Source organism: Noviherbaspirillum sp. (assembly GCF_035654295.1).
Lineage (GTDB): Bacteria > Pseudomonadota > Gammaproteobacteria > Burkholderiales > Burkholderiaceae_D > Noviherbaspirillum.
This window is the reverse complement of the sequence record NZ_DASRXF010000157.1, coordinates 1-2,803: the sequence shown is the minus strand read 5'-3', so window position 1 is coordinate 2,803 and position 2,803 is coordinate 1. Positions and strand designations below refer to the sequence as shown.

The window sequence follows — 2,803 nt, the reverse complement described above, 5'->3', positions numbered from 1 at the left end:
AGGAGTGCGCGGAATCTGCTCGCGGAACAGGTTGATATAGAGTTCGAGCGTCACCAGGGCGTACAGCGCGATGGTCACGGTACGCATGGGCAGCAGCCAGTCTTCGGGAACGCGCTGGCCCAGCCACTGCACATCCCATCCTGTCGATAGCGCGGCGACCCGGAGGTTGAGGCACAACCAGACTGCAAAGAGTACGTACAGTTTTTCCCGGCTGAACAGTGCGATGAACAGCATGAACACTGCCAACACGCCGAGACCGCCGTCAAGCAGCCCCGATTGCCGGTGGAAATGCGCCTCCGACAATGCAAACTGGCGGCTCGACCATTGCAAGGCGGTCAGCCTGGCCGGCCCGGCGAACCTGACACGGCAAACCGCGCTGTCCGGCGGCGACGCCAGCACGAACCCACTCTTGGCCGGCACGATGCCGGCGCTGAAACCCCTCTCCGCCGACTTGCCGAGCACTTCCAGCGTTGCTCCGTCCCAGCACTCCAGGTCTCGTGCATGGCGCGATGGGAGCTCGATCACCGAGGGGCGGCCATCGGCCGACGGCTTCACGATGAACCAGACAGGCGCTTCCGACAGCCTGGTCTCGTACCCGCGAGTCGCCCGCACCGAAGCAAGATGGCTCCGAGCCTCGTCAGGGGTCGAGATCGCATCGGACTGAATGACCTGCATGCGCAACGGACGGCCCGCTTCGGCGCCGTACCGGCTGGTCCAGAAGACAAAGGCGATGATCGAGAAAACCGCGATGGCCAGCGGAACGAGGTGGAAGGATATCGTGGCAAGAACAAAACGGAGGAACGCGTTCCGCGAGCCGGTCGGCGATTGACTGGAATGTGACATGCTGGGGCGAAGGGATATTCAGCGACCCAGCGAGCTTAGGCGAGGCAACGAAAGGCAGGAAGCTTCGTTAGCAAACTCTTAGGAACATGCCTCGATGCTCTGTCTAGCTGGCATGAGGCAGGACAAGCAGCGCACTGTCGGCATCGCGCAGCGTCCTGCAGCCGCACAAGGCCATTGCGATTTCAAGTTCGTCGCGCAGCAGGCGCAGCACATGCGAGACGCCCATCGCGCCGGCGTTCGCGAGCCCGTACACGCAGGGACGGCCGACGAGGACGGCGTCCGCGCCCAGTGCGATGGCCTTCAGGACATCGGTGCCGCGGCGGATGCCGCCGTCCACGAGCACCGGGTATTCCTTGCCGAGGCTGGCGCGGATGCGCGGCAGCAGCGCGGCGGTCGGCGGCATGGTGTCGAGCGTGCGGCCGCCGTGGTTGGAAACGATGATACCGGCAGCGCCGGCATCCCTGGCGGTGCGTGCGTCCTCGGGATGGGTTATCCCCTTCAACAGCACCGGCAACGTGGTTTCACGGCACAACCATGCGATGTCTTCCCAGGTCGGCGCATGCCTGAGCAGGCCATCGAACATACGGCTCTGGTGCGCCTCGATGGTGACGGGTTGCGGCGGCGGCATCGCATCGAGATTGACCGCGCTGACGCCCGGCGGCAGAACGAATCCGGCGCGGCGCTCGCGGTCGCGCGCGCCCGAGCACGGTGCATCGACGGTGACGACCAGTGCCTCGTAGCCCGCGCGCTCGGCGCGCCGTACCAGTTCGAGCGTGAACGCGCGGTCATGCTGGAAGTAGAGCTGGAACCAGAGCGGTCCGCGCCCTGCTTCGCCCAGCACGATCTGCGCCACCTCCTCCATCGGCGTGCTGGCCTGGCTGCTCAGGACCATCCCCGCGCCCTGCATCCCTGCCGCGAAGGCGGTCGCGGTTTCGCCGTCTGGGTGCGCCATGCGCTGAAACGCCACCGGCGCCAGCAGGATGGGATGCGCCAGGCTACGGCCCAGCAGCGAGACCCGGGTATGTCCGCCCTTCAGGTCGCGCAGGACGCGCGTCGACAGTTGCATCGCATCCCAGGCGCTGCGGTTTGCGCGCACCGTGATCTCGTCGCCCGCCCCGCCCGCGAAATAGGCCCAGGCATTGTCGTCGAGCCGGGTCCGGGCGTGCCGTTCGTGGTCGTCCAGCGTCACCACGCCGGCCGGGACGGGTTCGACTGCGGGAATCCTGATCACGTGTCGCCCCACATCCTGAGCAGGTTGTGGTACGTGCTCGTGAGCCCGACGACGGCGGGATCGGTCTCGCCGACGGTCGTGCGCAGGCGCATCAGCGCGGAATCCATGTTGAACAGCAGCTCGCGCTGCTCGGTCGAGCGCACCATGCTTTCCACCCACAGGAAGCTGGCGATGCGCTCGCCGCGGGTCACGGGCTCGACGCGGTGAACCGTGCTGGCGGGGTACAGCACCATGTCCCCCGCCGGAAACTTGATCCGCCGGTCGAGGTAGTTGTCTTCGATGACCAGTTCACCGCCATCGTACTCTTCCGGTTCGCTCAGGAACACGGTGCACGACACGTCAGTGCGCACCCGTCCGCCATCCGAAAGGTAACGCACGGCAGTGTCCACATGATTGCCGAAGGTGTTGGCATCGCCGCCGTAGCGGTTGAACATCGGCGGGGAAATCTGCTTGGGCAAGGCCGCCGAAAAGAAAACGGGATGGCGTTCGAGCGCGTACAGCACCAGCTCCCGCACGGCCTGCGCTTCGTCGCACTGCTCGGGCAGCTGGAGGTTGTTCTTGGCCTGTGCGGCCTGCTTGCCCGATGTAGTCCGGCCGTCGGCCCAGGGGGCCCGGGCGAGGACTTCCCTCGCCCGGCGGACTTCATCCTTCGACAAGACGTTTTTCAGATGAAGGAGCATGCTGAATAACTTAGAAACGTGCCACCAGCGTCAGCAGCGCCGTGCGTGC

The 2,803-nt window shown here is 65.8% G+C and carries 2 protein-coding genes and 1 pseudogene; all 3 read right to left on the bottom strand.

The genetic code is table 11. The features are described from left to right. Window positions 1–843: pseudogene (locus tag VFF99_RS15650) on the bottom strand (diguanylate cyclase); the annotation flags it as partial. 103 nt (window positions 844–946) lie between these two features. Next, window positions 947–2,074: an alpha-hydroxy acid oxidase gene (locus VFF99_RS15645; protein WP_325019498.1), complete on the bottom strand. Its 1,128-nt coding sequence runs from the start codon at window positions 2,072–2,074 to the stop codon at window positions 947–949. Next, window positions 2,071–2,754 carry a Fe2+-dependent dioxygenase gene (locus tag VFF99_RS15640; protein ID WP_325019496.1) on the bottom strand — a complete coding sequence of 228 codons (684 nt, stop codon included), beginning with the start codon at window positions 2,752–2,754 and terminating at the stop codon, window positions 2,071–2,073. The genes VFF99_RS15645 and VFF99_RS15640 overlap by 4 nt, the downstream gene beginning before the upstream one ends. Window positions 2,755–2,803: the final 49 nt, after the last annotated feature.